At 44.5% G+C, this 20114-nt stretch carries 14 protein-coding genes; 11 read left to right on the forward strand and 3 right to left on the reverse strand.

The features are described from left to right. Nucleotides 1–32: 32 nt before the first annotated feature. Nucleotides 33–1118: an aspartate-semialdehyde dehydrogenase gene (asd, locus tag H7T88_RS11915; RefSeq protein WP_221788604.1), complete on the forward strand. Its 1086-nt coding sequence runs from the start codon at nt 33–35 to the stop codon at nt 1116–1118. Between the two features lie 100 nt (nt 1119–1218). Here asd and H7T88_RS11920 read toward each other — a convergent pair whose 3' ends face one another. Next, on the reverse strand, nt 1219–2187 hold the full coding sequence (locus H7T88_RS11920) for a bile acid:sodium symporter family protein (RefSeq protein ID WP_221788606.1): 969 nt from the start codon (nt 2185–2187) through the stop codon (nt 1219–1221). Between the two features lie 172 nt (nt 2188–2359). On the opposite strand from H7T88_RS11920, the gene H7T88_RS11925 reads away from it, so the two are divergent. From H7T88_RS11925 to H7T88_RS11940, 4 genes are all read left to right on the forward strand, one after another. After that, a complete protein-coding gene (locus H7T88_RS11925; RefSeq protein ID WP_090924035.1) occupies nt 2360–2800 on the forward strand; it encodes a DUF6376 family protein in 441 nt (146 codons plus the stop codon). A 365-nt stretch (nt 2801–3165) separates the two neighbouring features. After that, nucleotides 3166–3921: an SDR family NAD(P)-dependent oxidoreductase gene (locus tag H7T88_RS11930; protein ID WP_154889381.1), complete on the forward strand. Its 756-nt coding sequence runs from the start codon at nt 3166–3168 to the stop codon at nt 3919–3921. 489 nt (nt 3922–4410) lie between these two features. Beyond that, a complete protein-coding gene (locus H7T88_RS11935; protein WP_154984141.1) occupies nt 4411–5208 on the forward strand; it encodes a sulfite exporter TauE/SafE family protein in 798 nt (265 codons plus the stop codon). Nucleotides 5209–5328: 120 nt separating this feature from the next. Next, nucleotides 5329–7725, forward strand: a complete 2397-nt coding sequence (locus H7T88_RS11940) for a polyprenyl synthetase family protein (protein ID WP_418792752.1) — start codon at nt 5329–5331, stop codon at nt 7723–7725. A 178-nt stretch (nt 7726–7903) separates the two neighbouring features. Here the strand turns inward: H7T88_RS11940 and H7T88_RS11945 are convergent, their stop codons facing one another. Next, on the reverse strand, nt 7904–9673 hold the full coding sequence (locus tag H7T88_RS11945) for an ABC transporter substrate-binding protein (RefSeq protein WP_221788610.1): 1770 nt from the start codon (nt 9671–9673) through the stop codon (nt 7904–7906). Nucleotides 9674–9831: 158 nt separating this feature from the next. On the opposite strand from H7T88_RS11945, the gene H7T88_RS11950 reads away from it, so the two are divergent. From H7T88_RS11950 to H7T88_RS11960, 3 genes are all read left to right on the forward strand, one after another. Beyond that, nucleotides 9832–11070: an MDR family MFS transporter gene (locus H7T88_RS11950; protein ID WP_221788612.1), complete on the forward strand. Its 1239-nt coding sequence runs from the start codon at nt 9832–9834 to the stop codon at nt 11068–11070. A gap of 661 nt (nt 11071–11731) precedes the next feature. Further along, nucleotides 11732–13477, forward strand: a complete 1746-nt coding sequence (locus tag H7T88_RS11955; RefSeq protein ID WP_221788613.1) for an ABC transporter ATP-binding protein — start codon at nt 11732–11734, stop codon at nt 13475–13477. After that, complete coding sequence (locus H7T88_RS11960) at nt 13474–15243, forward strand: ABC transporter ATP-binding protein (RefSeq protein WP_221788616.1); 1770 nt, start codon at nt 13474–13476, stop codon at nt 15241–15243. Before H7T88_RS11955 ends, H7T88_RS11960 begins: the two co-directional genes overlap by 4 nt. A 162-nt stretch (nt 15244–15405) precedes the next feature. Here H7T88_RS11960 and cyoE read toward each other — a convergent pair whose 3' ends face one another. Continuing rightward, nucleotides 15406–16323, reverse strand: coding sequence for a heme o synthase (gene cyoE / locus H7T88_RS11965; RefSeq protein ID WP_251503345.1), 918 nt, complete (start codon nt 16321–16323; stop codon nt 15406–15408). Between the two features lie 433 nt (nt 16324–16756). Between cyoE and H7T88_RS11970 the strand changes: the two genes are divergently transcribed. The 3 genes from H7T88_RS11970 to H7T88_RS11980 all read left to right on the forward strand — a co-directional run bounded on the left by H7T88_RS11970 (nt 16757) and on the right by H7T88_RS11980 (nt 20016). Continuing rightward, nucleotides 16757–17677, forward strand: coding sequence for an NAD(P)/FAD-dependent oxidoreductase (locus H7T88_RS11970; protein WP_090924042.1), 921 nt, complete (start codon nt 16757–16759; stop codon nt 17675–17677). 199 nt (nt 17678–17876) lie between these two features. Then, nucleotides 17877–18464, forward strand: a complete 588-nt coding sequence (locus H7T88_RS11975) for a TetR/AcrR family transcriptional regulator (protein WP_154889367.1) — start codon at nt 17877–17879, stop codon at nt 18462–18464. 70 nt (nt 18465–18534) lie between these two features. Continuing rightward, nucleotides 18535–20016, forward strand: a complete 1482-nt coding sequence (locus tag H7T88_RS11980; RefSeq protein ID WP_221788796.1) for a DHA2 family efflux MFS transporter permease subunit — start codon at nt 18535–18537, stop codon at nt 20014–20016. The last annotated feature ends 98 nt before the right edge of the window (nt 20017–20114 follow it).

The following is a 20114-nucleotide window of genomic DNA, read 5'->3' on the forward strand; positions in this document are numbered from 1 at the left end:
TCTAACTTAAATTGAAAGGAAATGATGATTCCATGTCAGCAAAATTAAAAGTCGGTATTGTCGGAGGAACAGGAATGGTAGGTCAACGTTTCGTAGACCTGCTGGATCAACATCCGTGGTTTGAGGTAACAGCGATTTCAGCAAGTGCCAACTCGGCAGGTAAAACGTATGAAGAGTCTGTAAAGGGAAGATGGAAACTAGCGGTTCCAATCCCTGAGCCTGTGAAAAACATTGTGGTGCAAGATGCATCTCAGGTTGAAGCTTTTGCAAGCCAGGTTGATTTTATTTTCTGTGCGGTGGATATGAAAAAGAATGAAATTCAGGCGCTGGAAGAGGCTTATGCCAAAACAGGTACACCTGTCGTGTCCAACAACTCCGCACACCGCTGGACAGCAGACGTGCCCATGGTTATTCCTGAGATTAATCCAGGTCACTTGGCGGTTATTGAAGCTCAGAAAAAACGTCTGGGTACAACGACAGGTTTTATCGCTGTAAAACCAAACTGTTCCATCCAAAGCTATGTGCCGGCTCTACATGCATTGCGTGAGTTTAACCCGACACAGGTTGTAGCTTCCACATATCAAGCGATTTCTGGAGCAGGCAAAAACTTTACGGACTGGCCTGAAATGCTGGATAACGTAATTCCTTACATTGGTGGCGAAGAAGAAAAAAGTGAGCAGGAGCCACTTCGCATCTGGGGTAGTGTAGACAATAATCAGATTGTTAAAGCATCTGCACCATTGATTACAACACAATGCATTCGTGTGCCGGTAACAGACGGACACTTGGCAACGGTTTTTGTGAACTTCGAGAAAAAACCGAGCAAAGATGAAATTCTGGAGCGTTGGTCTCAGTTTAAAGGCCGTCCTCAAGAGCTGGCTCTGCCAAGCGCGCCGAAGCAGTTCATTACGTACTTTGAGGAAGAGAACAGACCGCAGACTCAGCTGGATCGTGATATCGAGCGTGGCATGGGCGTTTCTACAGGCCGTTTGCGTGAAGACTCACTCTATGACTATAAATTTGTTGGGTTGTCCCACAACACACTGCGCGGAGCAGCTGGTGGAGCCGTATTGATTGCTGAACTGCTCAAAGCAGAAGGATATATTCAACCGAAATAAGCGATTTTTTTATATAATGTGAAAAGGCTCTTGAATCTGTCGTCTCCAAGTGACAGTTCAGGAGCCTTTTTTATTCCATTTTCTGCAAGTGAAATCGATATCAAGCTGCTGAGGTTTTATCCGTGTTGCGCAATAGCTGAGAACGTCTGCCGAGTAAGTACCCTGAAAGGGAAGCAAGCATTTGCTGAAATACCATCCCAAGTACGACGGGGACAGCAACGGGCGGCGGAAAATAAGTAACTGCAAGAACGGCACCAGCGCTAATGTTACGCATTCCTCCGTTAAAAACAAGAGCCACTTGATCCGCTTCATTCCAACCTAGCCATCTCGCAATGAAATAACTGAGTGCATAGCCGAAGGATGCCAGAAAAACGATAATTACCGCCAGCCCAGCCAAGCGCCAGTTGAAGTCAGCCAGATAGGGTGCGACAACCGAGCCATTAATGGCAACGACCGAAGCCATAAACAATTTGGATAATGGATTAAGCCGAGGTCCCCATACAGGAACGATCCCACCTTTAGTCCATTCATTCAGGAGCATACCCAGCAGTGAAGGGAAAACAATCATCCAGAATAGGCTGCTCATCATCGCTGCCGTATCCAGTGTGACGCTTGTGCCAACAAGCAGGGATAACACGCCGGGCACAACAAACGGAGCCAGCAAGGTATCAATCAGAATAATCGAAAGCGTAAGCGCAATATTCCCCCTGTAGATGCTTACCCATATAAAACTGCTAATACCCGTCGGAATGACCGCAGCGAGAACAAGTCCTGTGATAGTATAAGCATCGGTTGGAAACACAAGATGACCCATGCCCAGCGCAATAAGAGGCATGGCCAAATGCAAGATCAGAAGGCAAACAAACAGCGGAAAAGGCTTTTTTAAGACATTTACAAAGTCTCGTACGCTCAGACTAATACTGCCCGCGAACGTCATGAAGGCAAATAGCCAAGGCGACAAATACGTGTAAGAAGATAAAAAACTGCCGCATAAAACACCAATGATAATACTAGCGGGGGTAATCAGTGGCATGATGCGGTTCAAGCGTTGATTCAAGGCCTGAAGCATAATGTCGACATCCCTTTATTGTGTGATTCTCCTATTATACATCGGAATGTCCGGCTATGCAGGCTGATTTGCAATGTAGCTTTGTGAACAAGTATCATGAAGTAAGGTACCATCATTCTGAGATGAAGAAAGGAAGATAATCATGCGAAGGCGAAAAAGAAGACACAGGACGATGATCACAGCCATTGTGGCCTCCAGTATGTTGATGCTATCCGCTTGTTCGATTGTAGAGCAAGCCAATCAAAGTTTGAGTTATGTAAGCGGTGCTACGGATTATATTAATCAGGTATCGAGTGCTGGAACCGAGTTACAACAACTTGCAACGGATGCCATCAACAACCCAGATGTAACGGGTCAGATTCAAGAGAAGATTGATCTGATTCAAGCAGAAGCCGCAGAATTTTCGGAGATGAGTGCGCCTGCTATTGGAGAAAACATTCATGAGAATCTGGTTAGTTATAATAATCAGCTGACAGAGGTAATGAACCAATTTGAAACATCCATTGCGGAGCAAGGGATTACCGCAGAGAATTGGGAAAAAACAGGTATTCCGGAATTGATCAACAACATCAACAGCTTGAAGGAACCACTGAGTGGATTACAAACGGAATAATCGGTTTAATTCAAATATAAGAATAATCTTTCCTTCTCCTTAAGGAGCATTTGAACAGGAAAGTTACAGAAGACGGGTGATCTGGAAGGGTTACTCGTCTTTTCTGCATATTTATTTTGAAGAAAGAAAAACTATATGGATCACGACAAAGATCCAAAATGCTGGCCGTGTATCAATCAGGAATACCATGATAGTGATTAATTGTTTGTTGGATAACATGCGGTCTATCGTAATCCCATCGTATGATCGACCCATTTGACAAATGAATGATAGACTAGTATGGTTATTATATAAACGTTTATTTAGTAACTAACATTAGTTCAGTAAATTGAAACCAATTTTATTTAGCAAAGGAGATCTATGTTATGTCCGAACATACGGGAAAAGTCATTGTTATCACAGGTGGAGCAAGCGGGATCGGAAAAGAAACAGCACTGCAACTATCTGCACAGGGAGCAACAATCGTTGTCGCGGATTTTAACGAAGAAGGAGCCAAACAGGTTGCGACCGAGATTGAAGCAACCGGTGGCACAGCCGGAGCTTATAAAGTAGATGTATCCAAAGGTGATGAGATTAAAGCTTTGATTGACTGGACTGTCGAAAAGTATGGAACATTCAACGGAATTTTCAATAACGCTGGGATCGGTCTTGTAAAGCCGTTTCTGGAGATGGACCCGGAATCCTATCACAAAGTTATTGATGTAGACCAACACAGCGTATACTACGGTATGTATTATGGCGCGAAGAAAATGGTTGAATTAAACGTACGGGGCACAATTGTTAATACAGCATCGATCTATGGAAGCGTGGCAGCTGTAGGTAGCTTCAACTACAATGCGGCGAAAGCAGCAGTAGTGATGATGTCCAAATCGGGTGCACTTGAACTGGCCGAGCATGGAATTCGCGTGTTGGGTGTGGCGCCTGGGTTCATCGAAACTCCCATTCTGGGAAATGACAAAGCCATGAAGGATGCATTGGCCACTCAACATATGCGCGGAGAGTTGATCCAGCCGGAAAAAGTAGCAAGTGTGGTGACCTTCCTGTTCAGTGATGCCGCGAATGCAATGAACGGTACAACAGTGGCAGTTGATGATGGCTTCCTGAGTTTCAAAACGAAATAACGGGTTATCTAACTCTAAATCATATTGCATTTAAAATGAACCAAAGGCACAGGATGTAATCATCCTGTGCCTTTTCATGTTCACTCTTGTAATAAATTCATCATACAATAGTGTCGAATCATCCCGAAATTTAGGAGTTCATGATACAATATAAGGGCTGCTCGTTTTATCCATTTGTGGTGTCGTACACAATACGGACTCCGAGTGAGCCATAACTTTCTTCTTTATAGTGACAATGAGTGCAGGTTTTGACTGAGCATAATTCATCATGATGTGTTTGTAATTTTTCGTTACAGCGAGGACATGTATTCACAAAAAGTGCCTTCAACACATTCAACATGCTTAATCACTCATTTCTGATTAAATTACTTGGTTTTAAAGTATTATACCCGAATCCAAGTGTCCTGTATATGTTTTTTGGAATGAAATTTTATCTTTTTTTTGATTTCGTATCTTCGTATTATCTTCATGAAAGGAAGGTTATAGCCGATGGATCTTTTGCTGTTCTTCATCATGTTTATACTGGGTCTAATCGGTTCATTTTTCTCCGGATTGCTTGGCATTGGTGGGGCGATCATCAATTTCCCTCTCCTGCTGTATGTGCCGGAAATGGCAGGGCTCGAACCGTTCACGGCTCATCAGGTGTCAGCCATCAGCATGTTTCAAGTGTTCTTTGCTTCGCTTGCGGGCGTAGTTGCATTTCGCAGAAAAGCAAAAGCAGGCAAAACTAGCGGCGCTGTGATCGATTCCAAACTGGTACTGTACATGGGAAGCAGTATTCTGGTGGGCAGTTTAATTGGTGGTTTTATCTCAGGCATGCTGGCTGAACGTATGATTCATCTGGTTTATGGCATTCTGGCGATCATAGCGATTGTTTTAATGCTCATCCCGAGCAAGGGGCGGCTGGATCTGGACCAACCGTTAACGTTTAATAAAATGATTGCTTCAAGTACTTCGCTTGCTGTGGGGATCGTTTCAGGAATTGTCGGGGCTGGAGGTGCATTCGTACTCATCCCTGTTATGTTGACTGTTCTGAAGATTCCGGTTCGGACAACGATTGCCTCATCCCTTGCGATTGTTTTCATCTCTGCAATAGGAGGGGTTATAGGGAAGTTATCTGCGGGAGACATTCCGGTGGAGCCGATTATTTACACGGTGCTGGGAAGTTTGATTGGTGCTTCGATTGGCTCGAGAGTAAGTTCAATGGTTAATGTGCGGCTACTTCGATATGCGTTGCTTCTTCTGATCGCGATTACTGCGGTTAAAGTATGGTCTTCGATATTCTAATTTAACGCTCTTATCTCTCAGACATTAGCGATTTCGTAACCAAACGGCCGAAGTGCCGTATATAGGATATGAACATGAGCGGACCATGTTTAACTTTAACTGAAGTTGAGGGATCGACCGATGAACAACGTACTTATGAATCAGACGAAAGCCGAGGCTAATGCGGATGAAGCTTATCGTCACGCAGAGCAGAAAGCATCTCAGTATTTTGTGACACTCTCTCAGCAACTGCTGAATAATACTCATATAGATACACTTACGAAAGATTTTAGAATTTGGCAAAAAAAACATATCCATCGTTGGAGCTGGTTATCCTGGTTCGCTGGCAAAAGAAAACCGGATGCCACTGATATTCAGAAATATATGCATTGGCTCAATGCGACAGGCAAGATCGATGATTATCTGGATCGCAGCATCTCATATATCTACATGCGCGATCTGGGGCAGGCGCTGGATAACCCGAAAACAAAAGACAAGATTCAGCGTATCGCTAAGGATACCCAAGCATATTTTATGCGTGTCGCAAGTGAACAACAACGTCAGGCTGACTACATAAGCCCGGCAGCATTATATCGGTGGGGACAGCGAGAACAGATTGAAGAGGCAGTCATCTGGGTGATGGACAAATTAAAACATGTTGCAGCAAACATCCCACCAGAACTCGATGCGGCACAGGCTCAACGTAAACTGATCAAGATTATTCTGGGTGTCGTGCTTCACGTCGATGATGAGCTTACAGAGGACACGCCGCGGGAGGAACGGATCGCAAAGCTTGATGCAGCCATCAGGCTGGGTTATTCCTACGGTTTAACATACCCTTTTGTGGATGATCTTCTCGATTCTCAGGCGCTGACTACACAGGAAAAGGAACAGTATTCGGCGATGATACAACAAGCTCTGCTTACCGGCATTGTGCCTGATCTTGGAGAATGGAAGGGACCTCAGCTTGAAGTGATTCGGTATGTACACTCCGAGCTTCGAGAGGCCTTTGAATATATTCGGAACTATCAACATGAAGAGATGCGACACACTTTTTTTGAACAGTCTTATGTGTTCTTTCAATCGCAGGAGATCGATCGTGGCAAGAAGTTATCCAATGCGCATTATACGAATGAAGAGCTGTACATTCCGATCATTATCAAGTCGGCGTCGTCGCGATTGATTGTTCGTTCTGTTCTGAGCGCACCGGAAGATGAAGGGTTTGATCTGCGCACCTTCCATTACGGGATTTATAATCAACTTGCGGATGATTTTGCGGATATGTTCGATGATATGCAGGACGAGGCCGTGACACCTTACACGTATTATTTGAAATATCGTGACCTGCGTCCGGATTTGATTAACCCGTATGAGCTGTACTGGGCAGTCATCTCGTTTTTAATCCATGATGTCTACCATTCCAATGCCAAGGCGAGGGAAGTTATACTGGATCGTGCGATTAACGGGCTGAAGCGTTGCAGAGAGCGGCTCGGTCAGGCGAAGTATGACGAGGTCATGACGATCTTTGCTTCAGCCCAACCGGGACTTAATCAAGTAGTACAACAAATGGTGCGAAAAGCAGATGACGTGGACTTTCTGGATAAATTGTTACGGGATCAGGTTGTTTCGCAGCTCAGTAATGATAAACAAGAGAAAGAGTCGTTCCAGCAGACGATCCGAACGGTACGTGAGCAGATCAATGTAGAACTGCAGATTAACAAAGCTACTGAAGAGCTCGAAATGAAGGGGAAGCTGATGGACGCGGCTAACTACAGTCTGCAAGGGGATGGCAAACGTCTGCGTCCGATCCTGACTTGGGTCATGGGTGTTCAGGAGTACGGGCTTAGCGAGTCGGCAATCATGCCGTTGTTACGCTCCATGGAATATATGCATACCGCTTCACTCATCTTTGATGATCTGCCCACACAGGATAATGCCGAGATAAGACGTGGACGTTCTACGCTTCATCAGTTGCATAATAGCGCGACGGCAGAACTCACAGGACTATTCCTGATTCAGCGAGCGATTCGTGAGCAGTCTTCATTGAACCGATTTGATGCGCAAACGGTGCTGAAGCTGATTCAATATTCGGCTATAAAAGCAGAAGATATGTGTATGGGTCAGGCGATGGATCTTGATTCGAAAGGGAAGCTGCTCTCGCTGGAGGAGCTAAACACGATTTGTTTTTACAAAACAGGCATTGCCTTTGAGGCGGCGCTGGTTATGCCAGCGATTTTGGCAGAAGTAAAAGATGAGGAGATTGACGCGCTAAAAGCGTTTGCGTATCATGCAGGCATTGCTTTTCAGATCAGGGACGACTTGCTGGACTATGGAGGAGATCAACAAACCCTTGGCAAACCTGCTGGTCAGGATGAGCGAAATAACAATTCAACCTTTGTATCCATTCTGGGAGAGACAGGTGCTCAAAAAGCGATGTGGGAGCATTACTGTCTTGCTACGGATGCATTACGTCAAATGCCTAAACCGATTCCATTTTTAAAACATCTGCTGGATTATCTCGTCGGCCGTGAACGGTAAGGCTAATATGGACGCAACAGATGTAGATGACTTGCATGATCTTCTTAATGGAAATTACAACGAATTACCGTACTTATAACTGCTATTCGATGTATATTAAAGGAAACCCTCACCCGTATTTTAACAGGGCTGAGGGTTATTTTGTATTGCTGGATGTCAATCTCTCAGCGTGTGAAAATTATGGATTTTTGATCCATAGCTTCGAGATATCCAGGAATCCAAACTCTGAAGTTTGCATGCCGTAGAAACTCTGGTGCAATTCCGCTTTTTTGTTCATATGACATCCGTACAACATCCAGCTATTTTCCCGCAGTAATTCTTCAGCCTGCTCCAGAAGATCGCTACGCTCGGAGTGAGGAAGCTGTGGAAAGGGATCCAGCAGGGAATCCAATATGGATTGAAGCTCGGGAGTCATGTACTCATGGAGCGTATTGCTTTGGTTTTTGAAAAAGTGAATCATGCCATACTGCCAGTCGTCCTCCAGTATTTCTTCTCTGAGAATCAAAGGTGCATCTGAGGTCTTCACGACATCCAGATAATCGTCAAAAGGCTCCAGGTCAATCCGTAATCCAATTTGGCGTGCGCGTTGTTGTATCCACTCCGCCACATCGGAATCTTTGTTCTTCTTATAAGATAACAAGAAGGATTCCCCTTGATAACCCGATTGTTCAAGCAATGCTTGAGCATCGACGAGTGATGTGGCTTCCCAGCTCTGTGCAGCGCTTTTCCAGGGGAGAAAACTGCTGGCGGGTGTAATTCGATTTTCACCCAAATCGTTCACCAGGTTGACCGGATCATAGACGATGCGCATGGCCTGACGGAAAGGGAGTGTATGATGGCAACCCGGGACATTGAAGTTGAAAAGCATATACTGACATCCCAGTGCAGGATAGTCGATATAATGAGGTCGCTCATGACTGCTTCCAGGCAGACTAAGCCGGTCAGTACCAGACATATCATAATAACCGTCGCTTGAAGCCGGCTCAGGGAGAAACCAGATGTGGATCTGATCGAGATGAGGACGGAAACCAAAATAAGCATCAAATGCCTTCAATTTAATCACATCTTCATTCATCTCGGTGATCTGAAACGGGCCTGTGCCGACCAAATTCTGGTTCGAGTCATAATCCGCGGGCAGTACCGTCATGCGAATACAACTGAACAGATGCAGAAAAAAACGGTTCGCCCGATGCAATATAAACCTGATGCAATAATCACCGTTCACTTCTGTTCGCTTAATATCACGGTACAGCCACAAAGACGAACAATTTGTATCAAACAAACGCATCAATGAAGCCTGAACATCATGAGATGTCATCACACGTCCGTCATGGAAACGAACCCCTTTTCGCAAATAGAATACCCATTCTTTATGGTCTTTGTTAGATTCCCATGTATGTGCAAGTGCGGGTAAGAAGGTATCGGTGTGGGCGTTATAAGTAATCAGTGTGTTGCATATTTGGCCAAGAAGATAGGTTTCAAAAGCCGTATAAACCGAAGCCGGGTCCAGATCACCCAGTTGACGTGATCTCAACATGCGAAGTGTATCCTGTCCAGAGGCGGTTTCGGTGTAACTGCGAAATCCCATCTGGTCATGAAGAGTAAGCATCAGTTTTTCCCGCATCAAGTCATCGATTTGCACACTTCCAATCAACTCGATGGCTTCTTTCAGTTTGCCTTTGAATAACAGTTCAGTAAAGTTGGATTCTAAAGCATCATTCAGACTTCGCAGTAGTGTAAGCTCGGAATGATGGCCTCGTCCACGTCCAGGTTTCCAATGGATAAAATTCTGATCTTCCAGCTTTCGTAGAATGAATTTTACATTGCGTGGAGTGCAACAGAGGATGGAGGACAGATTCTCAATCGTTACGGGTACAGGTTCATTGATCTTAATCGAGAGCATATCAGAGCCAGCAAGTCTTAAAAAGTGAGTGTATATCGTATCCATGTGTATAGATCCTCCATAAAGGTGAAAAGTGAGAATGAAACATTACACTTTTACTTCCCCCTTTTATCTTTACAATTATACCTATGAGGATGAGAGAATTCATCCATTTTCGTAGCAACAGGATAGATAGAGAACGCAGCAAGATAGGAGAATGAAAGATGAAGCATATTTTGAAGCAAATTCACCCGCTGGCCTGGACCATTATTATTGGGACGATGTTCGGGCGCCTCGTAACGTCGATGAGCATTCCGTTTCTGTCCATCTATCTGACACGTGTGCTTGAAGCCACGCCGAACCAGACGGGAATCACGGTTGCGGTAAGTTCACTGGCGGGAGTGCTCGTCAGCTTTTACGGGGGATATATCTCTGATCGAATCGGTCGCAAAATCGTTATGCTCGTCTCGGTATTTAGTTGGGCCGCTGTATTTTTCATTTTTGCGGCAGCTGAACATCTATGGGTGTTCTTTGTTGCAAACACGTTAAACGGTTTGTGCCGGGCTGTGTTTGAGCCAACCTCAAGAGCGTTGTTATCTGACATAACTTCACCGCAGAACAAACTGCTAGTGTTTAATTTGAGATATGCAGCGATTAACTTGGGGGTCGTGTTCGGGCCAATTATCGGATTTCAGCTGGGATCATCGGAATCGACGTTTCCTTTTGTCATCTCGGGGCTCGTTTATATTGCGTATGGTCTGATTCTGGGACTTCAATTTAAACTGCATCACGCCAATTTGCCCGGACGTCTAGAGGTTATTGCACCTCGTCTGCGCGAAGCCCTCATGACCACCGGACGGGATCGGGTATTCTTGCCTGTGCTAATTGGGACGACGTTTTGTGTGTTAGGTTATGGCCACTTCAGCTCTACGTTAGCTCAGTATCTGGCGAGAAGTCCAATCTTTGAAAATGGAAGTCAGATGTTCTCGTATATGCTTTCACTCAACGCGATTACCGTGCTCATCATCCAGTATCCACTCGTTCGTACTTTCCGGAATGCACCGCCGCTTGTACCGCTTATTTTGGGGAATCTGCTCGTTGCCGCAAGTCTGTTGTTATTTGGTCTAGCCGAAGGGATTGTACTGATGATGATCAGTGTCATCTTGTTTACAGTAGGGGAAGTGCTGCTCTTTACCATGATGGATATGCTTATCGACCGAATTGCAAAGCCTGAATGGAAAGGAACGTATTTTGGTACAATCGGTTTCAACAATATTGGAAATGTTGCGGCTCCGGTCATTGGTGGGTTGCTGTTAAGCCAGTTTGGTGCGGGAAATGGACTTGCCGTCTTTATTCCCATTGCTATAACGACTGCACTCGGGGTTCCTTTTCTACTGATAGCACATAAGCGACTTGTCAGCAGAGAAAAGCAAACACCTGAATCTGTACACATTGGACTCTAACAGATGAAGTAAATAACAATTCAGTTAATAATTATGTTGACGTATAAAGAATGAGCGAATACAATAAACAACAAATATGTGGAACGGGTGGGATAAACAATGATGGATCAGCCAGCGCAGGTGCTTCAACCAATAATTGAATATGCATGAGCATAGTGACATTATCCAGGTAGAGTATTGACCATGTTTGGACAGTCCAGCTTACTGCAATCCTGTCTGGACGCTCATTCATACTGCGATGTTAGAGAAGAAGCTGAAATGTCACATTTTCTGGCTGGCTTTTCGATCCAATCAAGCTGTAGATGAACTTCGTTCATCTATGGCTTTTTTTTCATTCCACCAGACGGTTCACATGGAAAGGAGCATGAGTAAGAGTAAAAGTAAAAGTAAAAGTGAAAGGAAAAAAGCAAGAATTGAAATCGATTCCAAGTTGTTACTTAAGTTCGATCTATATCCATAAGAAAGGAAGAATAAACTATGGTTAATGCATGCAAACAATGTGTTTCTTCGGGAGGCCTTGCTGATTACAATACGCTCATACATGATTCGTCATAGCGAAGGTAATCAAAAGTGTAGTTGGAAGATTCAACATTCAAATGATAATTATGCGCGCGACAAAGTATAAATCCGAGTGAAATTTTTAATTAAAGGGGTGGGGCTGGTGCCCAAAACAGAAAAACGCTCCATGTCATGGCTGCTACGATATTTAAAGCCGGTGAAAGGCAAGCTGGCCGTGTTGCTGATCATGTTGTTAACGTCAACAGGGCTGCAGCTTCTCAATCCACAGATTATTCAACGTTTCATTGATACGGCTGCAAGCGGCGGGATTCTGGGTGATCTGGTACAGCTTGCCGGGCTCTTCCTGCTCATTGCCGTGAGCAATCAATTGATCACGATCGCGGTCAGTTATTTAGGAAACGATGTAGCCTGGCGGGCAACCAACCGGATGCGTGGAGATTTACTGAAACATTGCCTGAGGCTGGATATGCGTTTTCATAACGTCAAAACACCTGGAGAGATGATTGAACGCGTGGATGGCGATGTAACGAGCATTTCGAACTTCTTCGCTATGTTTATCGTACAGGTCATCGGCAGTTTTGTTCTGCTCGCAGGTATTCTGGGATTCATGTTTACGATTAATGTGCCAATCGCACTGGTTATGACCGTATTTACGTTATTATCTATTCTGTTCATGGTCATTATTCGCAATCTTGGAGTGGAGTCTTCCAAAAATGAGCGCGCCGCCAGTGCTTCCTTGTTCAGCTTGATTGAGGAACGAATTGCCGGTATTGAGGACGTGCAGGCGAATGGACACGTACCATATGTGATGAACCGATTCTTTCGTACGATGCGCACCGTTTTCCTCAAAGGCCGGAAGGCATGGATGCTTAGGGTTATCCCTTGGAACACCACGGTGGTCATGTTTATTGTATCCGTTACGGTCGTTTTGCTTCTGGGTGTGCACTACTATATCGAAGGTGCAATCAGCATTGGAACCTTGTTTTTGATCTATCAATACAGCCAGATGTTGAATGAACCTATCGAGTTGCTTGGCGATCAGGTACAGGAGTTTCAAAAGGCAAAATCAGGTATGCTTCGTTCACGCGAATTATTGTCTTTACGAAGCGAGATTGAGGACGGAAGCGAAGAGAGGTTACCTGATGGCCCGCTTGGACTGGAGTTTAATCAGGTGTATTTCAGTTACAATGAGGATAAACCTGTGCTTCAGGATATCACCTTTGCGGTGAAACCGGGAGAACGGCTAGGCATCATCGGTCGAACGGGAAGTGGAAAATCAAGTCTGAGCCGTGTTATTCTACGTCTGTACAATCTGGATCAGGGCACGATTCGTATCGGTGGAACTGATATTACGAAGTTATCCATGCAGGCTCTGTATCGCAGAGTGGGGATGGTGACACAGGATGTGCAGTTGTTTGATGGTACGCTACGTGACAATCTGACTTTGTTTAATTCAGAAGTATCGGATGCCATGATTAAGCAAACAACAGAGCGACTGGGGTTACATCACTGGATTGATACACAGCCGGAAGGCTTGGATACACATCTAACTGCAGGAGGTGCTTCATTATCCGCAGGGGAAGCGCAGCTCTTCGCTTTGACCCGTGTATTTCTAACGGAGCCGAGTCTGGTCATACTGGATGAGCCTTCTTCACGGCTTGATGCAGCGACCGAGAATTTACTTCAATCTGCTATTGATGAATTAATGAAACGATCAACAGGTATCATTATTGCGCATAGATTAGCCACGCTGGAGAAGGTGGATAAGATTATGGTTCTTGGTGGAGGCAAGCTGCTGGAATTCGGATCAAGAGTGGAGCTTGCGAATAATCCGTCCTCCCATTATGCACGACTTCTGGTCACGGGCCAAGAGGAGGAACTGGCATGAATGTAACAGGATTTATAGGGCGCTTGTTTCGCTTTAAGCCTTATTTGTTTCTTATTAACGGTTTGTTATGGTGTATCTTTCATTCGCTTCCCCTAGCAATGGGGCTTGGGATGCAGTGGTTCTTTGACCGGACATCAACAGGAAGGGCGGACTATATGTGGCTTGCTGTACCGCTCATTGTTATCGCGTTGTTCCGCTTGACCCGTGTAGGCACGTTCTTTGTCGCTTTCCATGCTTGGGTGACCTATATGTATCATATTCAGGCCATTTTGCGGACGAATATGCTGGCTGGCATTATGCGCTGGCCGGGACGGAATCTTCCTGCATCTCCGGGTGAAGCGATGAGTCGTTTCCGGGATGATGTCGATGAAGTGGTTGAATATATCGAATCCTGGGTGGATTTTTGGGGTCGATTGGTTTTTGCAGTGGTATCCATTGCGATCATGGCCAACATTAACTGGAAGATTACACTTGTTGCTGTTTTACCGCTTTTGGTGGTAACGCTTCTGAATAACCTCTCAGGTAATCGTGCAAGAAAGTATGCACAGGTTAATCGTGAAGCCACAGGTCGTATTACCAGTTTTATTGCCGAGACGTTTGGGGCTGTGCAGGCACTGAAGCTGGGTCAGGCAGAAGAGCATGTCTCCACACGGTTCAATCGGCTGAATGAAGAACGACGTCAGGCTGCCTTAAGAGACAATCTCTTCAAGCAATGGATGAAGTCACTTAATCAGCATGTACTAAGTATATGTACCGGGCTTATTTTGTTGATGTGTGCTGCGGAAATGAAGGCAGGTAACTTTACGGTAGGTGATTTTGCCTTATTTACGAGTTATCTCGTTAATATCGGGTTCAGCATTTCACTTTTCGGATACATGGTATTCCAGCATAAAAGACTCAAAGTATCTTATGATCGGATGCGAACACTTTTTCGTCCAGGTGAAGAGGATCGGATTATGGAGAAACGGGAAATCTATCTTAATGAAGAGCCGCCAGAGCCAGTAAACGAAGCAAGAAATCCGAAGGAGAAATTGCGTGAACTTGAAGTGAATGGTCTTAGCTATCGCTATGAGCAATCCTCAAACGGTATACAAGACATCAACTTCAAGCTGAAACAGGGACAATTTCTTGTCATTACAGGACGCATCGGTTCTGGTAAATCCACACTGGTTCGTACACTGCTTGGACTTCTGCCCAAGCAACAGGGTGAAATTCTCTGGAATGGAGAGCACGTAGATCCGGCAACATTTCTTATGCCACCTAGAGCTGCATATACGCCTCAAGTTCCAAGGCTGTTCAGTGACACGCTCAGAGAAAATATCGTTCAAGGTAAACAGGGGAATGTAGATCAAGCGCTGGAAAAAGCCATTCGACTGGCTGTTTTGGATAAAGATATCAAACAGTTGGATGAAGGATTGGAAACACCTGTAGGACCAAGAGGTGTCATGTTATCCGGAGGTCAGATTCAGCGATCAGCAACAGCGCGAATGCTGATGACCGAGGCAGATCTGTTTATCTTTGATGATCTGTCCAGTGCGCTTGACGTGGAAACAGAGCAGCTGGTATGGGACGGACTCTTTAAAGAGAGAGATGTCACATGTATTGCCGTATCTCACCGCAAGGCCGCTCTTACCAAGGCAGATCACATTATCGTTATGAAAGATGGTCGTATTGAAGCCGAAGGAAACCTGGCCGATTTACTTGAAAGCAATGAAGAGATGCAGTTGCTATGGCAGGGAGAGCAGGTGCCAGTGAAGGCAGGATAGTATAGGTTTTAACGAAACGGATAGAGCAACAATATGATAATTCAGATGTTATAAAATAATGACAAAAAACCGTACAGATCATGCCTGAATGCAGGCGTAGGATCTGTACGGTTTCTTCACTTTTAATAAAGCCCGGTAGAAATGTCTATTGTCTTATTTTCTTTAAGCAATCAAGGAATATGCAATGATAACCAAGAAAATGATAGTGATATGGTTAATGGAAAAAATAAACATACGCTGTGACCATTTTTTGGTTTCTTTCTTGTCAAACGTAGCCACACTAAGAATAAGCCAAGCCAGACTTACCAGAAAAGCCACGATGGCAACAAACGGGCTCATTGGCCAGAACAGGAAGCTGGAAAGTAACAACAATACCAGATAAACGTTTGTTTGTACATAAGTACGTCCAATCCCTTTTACCACAGGTAACATCGGAACGCCTGCCGCCTTATATTCATCGAAGCGACGTATAGCGATACCGTAGAAGTGGGGCATTTGCCATAGTAACATCGTTACGACCAGTGCCCAAATTTCAAAGTGTCCAAGTTCCGGAGAGATGGCTGCCCATCCAATCAGCGGAGGAACAGCACCTGACAGACTACCTACCTCAGTGTTGTAGATTGTTGTGCGTTTGGTCCACATGGTGTATGGGATAACATACAGGAACAATCCAAGAAGGCCAAAAACAGCGGCCGATGGAGATGCGATGTACAGCATAATCGCACCAATCAACGTAATCGAAAACCCTAGAATCAGACCAGACTTGGTATCGACCCGCCCTGTAACGGTAGGACGTTTCTTCGTACGCTCCATAATCGCATCAATGTCCCGGTCATACAGATTGTTGAACACTCCAGCTGCTCCGATGATTAATGAAGAACCGAGAAATGATAGTAAAATCGGAACAATATTAGCAACGATAGATGCATCAAATACATATAAAGCTAAACTTAAACCTGCAAACATGGCGATCAAGTTGGACTTGATGATTCCAATTTTGATCGTATCTAAAAATACTTTTGGAATCGAGCTGTACTCCAGGCTGATATTGGCTTGTGATTCATTATTTAATGTTTTCAAATACTCACTTCCTATTGTTTGTACTTAATATAATATGTGTCCATTATATCATTCAATTCGCGTTGTGATTTAAATTACATTCTAGTATTTATAATAATGTCATTTGATTGTGAACAATTTAAAAACAAGAACTTTTTTAATTGTTAAAACAACCGTTCTGTGCTACGCGCGTATTTTCAAAAGATTGTCATCGTTTAATTGTAGAAATGAAACAAAGATATTGCAAATACGAAATAATAACTGTATTGTAGATATAAGATATCTCTAATGGTCTTGTTCAAGAGACATAAAGTCTGGATTCCACTATCTGTTAGAAGGGACGCTATTATATATCTCACATGTCTTTGCTTCTTAAGTACCAAGTGTGCAGAAGAGAGAGAATATTTTTTTTGTTACTATTAGAGATATTAAATGTCTGGAAAGGGTGTTATATATGAATGAAGATCGTAATGCATTTGATGTCGTGATCGTGGGGGGAGGGCCTGCTGGACTTAACGCTTCGCTGGTACTTGGGAGAGCCCGGAAACAGGTACTTGTGATTGATGATCAAAAACCTCGTAATTGGGTTACCCGAGAGACACACGGCTTTTTAACCAGAGATGGCGTAAGTCCGCAGGAATTCCGTAGAATTGCAAAAGAAGAGATCGCTGCGTATCCTTCCGTGCAATTTGCATCTGATACCGTGATGGAGATTACCGGACAACATGGTGAGTTTGTTGTTAGAACAGTCGAAGGAAAGCAGTATGACGCGAAAAAGGTTTTATTTGCTGTTGGTAAAAGAGATTTACCTTTGGAGATTACAGGTTTATCCGAAGTCTACGGAAAAAGCGCATTTGTCTGCCCGTACTGTGATGGATGGGAACTCAGGAATCGGGAGCTTGTCATCATTACCAGCGCCAACCATGCATTACATATGGCTAAATTAATCTCCGGCTGGACAAGTCAGTTTACGCTGTGCATCCAAGATGATAATCCTTTAGAAGCAGAACAGAAGCAAGATCTTTCACATCATGGGGTGCAGGTTTATGAAGCTCCTATTCAATCGATCAGATCGGAGGATGGAATGGTAAGCGCAGTTGAACTGAGTGATGGAACATTGATTCCTTGTACGGGCATCTTCTTCCAGCCCAAGCTTCAGACGGGTTCAGATTTGCCCAAAGTCATAGGTTGTGAGATGACGGAGACAGGAACCATCGTCGTTGATGCACAAGGAAGAACATCTGTCCCTGGTGTGTTTAGTGCTGGAGATGCCGCATCTGAACTGTATCAGGCGATCACGGCGGCATCGTTAGGTGCATTAACCGCTGTTAGCATTAACAATGAGTTAAACGTTGAAGCTTGGGATTTTAACTAAAGCGTAAATACACGAAGTGAAGCCGCCAGCTAATTCTCGATTACAAGTCGATAAGGCTGACGGTTTTACTTATGTCTCTATATAGTAGGGAAGTGTTATTTTTTCGTAAAATTTAAAATAAAAGCATTGACATGTTGCCCGCGAGCGACTTTAATTATATAGACCGATTGTTATAATTTATTGAAGGAAGTGGCTTTCTTTGAGTGAAAAGTCGAATGCCAGAGATCTTATTGTTGGCACAGCAGCGAGACTTTTTTTTTCACAAGGGTATCATGCGACCGGTCTGAATCAGATCATTAAGGAGAGTAACACGCCGAAAGGTTCGTTATATCATTATTTTCCTAAGGGGAAAGAAGAGCTGGCTCTCGAATGCATTCAATCAGCCAATGCCCATATCTTGCAAAGGTTCGAGGAAATTTTTGCAGCCCATGAGACGACTGCAGAAGGCATTCGGCAATTCATTTATGAAACAGCGAATGAAGCCGAAGCCTGTGGTTATACGGGTTTTCTGCCATTCAGCTTCTGGGCTGCTGTAGAGACTTCCTGTATTAGTCAACAGCTGCGTACGGCTTCACAGAACGTATTTGCAGGGTGGCAGGATATTATCGCAAGGCATCTCATGTTGGACGGTATTAGTGAAGAGAAGGCTCGTGAGACGGCAATGCTCGTAATTTCTCTGATGGAAGGCGCTTTGATCATTACGCTGACCAATCAGGATAAACAGCCGATGCTGACGGCTGCGGATTATTTGTCAGTTGTAGCGAAGAATGTCCAGCAGCATCAATAGTTGTACCAAGAGAAAGAGAAAATAGAAATCGCAGGATATGTTTGAGGAGGATGGGATCGTGGAGGCTTCCATGAAGGCTGGTACAGCAAAAGACCAGCAAGAAACACAGCAATATAAGGTATTTCCGATTTTGTTTGCCATGCTACTGAGCGGGTTTATCGGTTTGTTTGGTGAAACGGCTTTGAATGTCGCTTTGACACCACTAATGGGTCTGCTTGAGGTTGGACCAACTACGATTCAATGGTTAACTACAGGATACCTGCTCGTCCTGGGTGTTCTGGTACCAGTTTCAGGATTGTTATTGCAATGGTTTACGACCAGACAGCTGTTTACAACGTCACTTATTTTCTCGATTGCAGGAACATTGGTTGCTGCACTGGCACCCAGCTTCGAAATTTTGCTCGTAGCCCGCGTGTTACAAGCGGTGGGAACGGCACTGTTGCTCCCGTTAATGTTTAATACGATACTGGTGATCTTCCCTATTGAAAAGCGTGGAGCGGCGATGGGTTTGATTGGTCTCGTTATTATGTTTGCACCAGCAAGCGGCCCGAGTATTTCAGGACTGATTCTGGCTAACTTGAGCTGGCACTGGATTTTCTGGATTTCCTTGCCGTTCTTTCTGATCTCCTTGGTATGTGGGTTGTTGTTCCTGCCGAACATTTCCAAGTTGACCAAGCCCAAGATTGATGTGTTGTCGATTGTTCTGTCCACACTTGGTTTTGGTGGCATCGTTTATGGCTTCAGTAGTGCAGGTGGACATGGTGAATCTGGCGGAGGCTGGACCAGCCCGGTTGTTATTGCCACGTTGGCCATTGGTATCGTTGCATTGCTCTTGTTCAGTATCCGTCAATTAAGTATGAAAGAGCCAGTGATGAATCTAAGAGCGTTCAGATATCCGATGTTTACGACGGGACTGCTTCTAGTCTTCATCTGTATGATGATGATTCTGTCGTCCATGTTGATCTTGCCGATGTATTTACAGCAGGGAATGGCTGTTACACCACTTACTGCCGGACTCGTTTTATTGCCAGGTAGTTTGCTGAATGGATTTTTGTCTCCGGTGATGGGACGATTGTTTGATAAGTTTGGTCCAAGATGGCTCGTTATTATCGGGATGGCAGTCGTTGCGGTTGTTTTGTTCCTGTACACAGGTATCGAAGCAACAACACCTCTGATCCAGATTATTATGCTACATGTGTTCATGATGATTGGTATTTCAATGGTGATGATGCCTGCACAGACGAACGGATTGAATCAGTTGCCTCGTGAGTTTTACCCTCACGGTACGGCGATTATGAACACACTTCAACAGGTATCCGGTGCTATCGGTACAGCTGTTGCCGTAAGTATTTTGAGTGCTGGACAGACGCGGTTCCTGAGCAGTGTTGAGAATCCGCAAAGTCCGGAAAATATCCTTGCAGGATTCACATCAGGTGTACAGAATGCGTTTGTCTTTGCGCTTGTTCTGGCCCTCGTTGGGTTTGTTATTGCTTTATTTGTAAAAAGAGTGAAGGTTGGATCGGCTGACAAACAACAGAGTCCGATGCACTAAAATGAAATGAATCATTTGAAAAGAGCGATGTTCCCTAATGCAAGGGGACATCGCTCTCTTGTTTACTTTCCGGAAGTACCTTTTCGGATGATTACTGT

Origin of the sequence: Paenibacillus cucumis (ex Kampfer et al. 2016) (genome assembly GCF_019748695.1) — a bacterium.
In the GTDB taxonomy this organism is placed as follows: domain Bacteria; phylum Bacillota; class Bacilli; order Paenibacillales; family Paenibacillaceae; genus Paenibacillus; species Paenibacillus polysaccharolyticus.

Coding starts and splice junctions, on each gene's coding strand:
- H7T88_RS11930 (WP_154889381.1), top strand. CDS start 3,166: ATGTCCGAACATACGGGAAAAGTCATTGTTATCACAGGTGGAGCAAGC.
- H7T88_RS11945 (WP_221788610.1), bottom strand. CDS start 9,673: ATGGATACGATATACACTCACTTTTTAAGACTTGCTGGCTCTGATATG.
- H7T88_RS11980 (WP_221788796.1), top strand. CDS start 18,535: ATGAAGGCTGGTACAGCAAAAGACCAGCAAGAAACACAGCAATATAAG.
- H7T88_RS11925 (WP_090924035.1), top strand. CDS start 2,360: ATGATCACAGCCATTGTGGCCTCCAGTATGTTGATGCTATCCGCTTGT.
- H7T88_RS11935 (WP_154984141.1), top strand. CDS start 4,411: ATGGATCTTTTGCTGTTCTTCATCATGTTTATACTGGGTCTAATCGGT.
- H7T88_RS11920 (WP_221788606.1), bottom strand. CDS start 2,187: ATGCTTCAGGCCTTGAATCAACGCTTGAACCGCATCATGCCACTGATT.
- H7T88_RS11940 (WP_418792752.1), top strand. CDS start 5,329: ATGAACAACGTACTTATGAATCAGACGAAAGCCGAGGCTAATGCGGAT.
- H7T88_RS11970 (WP_090924042.1), top strand. CDS start 16,757: ATGAATGAAGATCGTAATGCATTTGATGTCGTGATCGTGGGGGGAGGG.
- H7T88_RS11950 (WP_221788612.1), top strand. CDS start 9,832: ATGAAGCATATTTTGAAGCAAATTCACCCGCTGGCCTGGACCATTATT.
- H7T88_RS11960 (WP_221788616.1), top strand. CDS start 13,474: ATGAATGTAACAGGATTTATAGGGCGCTTGTTTCGCTTTAAGCCTTAT.
- asd (WP_221788604.1), top strand. CDS start 33: ATGTCAGCAAAATTAAAAGTCGGTATTGTCGGAGGAACAGGAATGGTA.